Origin of the sequence: Cellulomonas sp. GbtcB1, assembly GCF_019091725.1 — a bacterium.
GTDB lineage: Bacteria > Actinomycetota > Actinomycetes > Actinomycetales > Cellulomonadaceae > Cellulomonas.
The window spans coordinates 1-228 of the sequence record NZ_JAGXJG010000761.1 but is presented as its reverse complement, the minus strand read 5'-3'; the positions used below and the strand labels follow the sequence as shown (position 1 = coordinate 228).

Below are 228 nucleotides of genomic sequence, written 5' to 3'. Positions count from 1 at the left end.
CGGCGAGCGGCTGTACGCCGCGGCCCGGGCCGGGACCGCGACCCCCGTGGAGGCCGAGGCGCTGCGCCGGGGCCTGCTGGTCGAGATGGCGCGGATGTCGAGCGAGGACGGCCTCGTGATGACGCTGCACCCGGGCGTCCGCCGCGCCCACCACGCGCCGTCCCGCGAGCGCCTCGGCACCGCCATCGGCGCCGACATCCCCGTGACCGTCGAGTTCGCCGGCGCGCT

Annotated in this window: 1 pseudogene; it reads left to right on the top strand. The window is 78.9% G+C overall.

What is annotated here, in order from left to right:
* Positions 1-228, top strand: a pseudogene (locus tag KVT14_RS22110) (glucuronate isomerase); the annotation flags it as partial.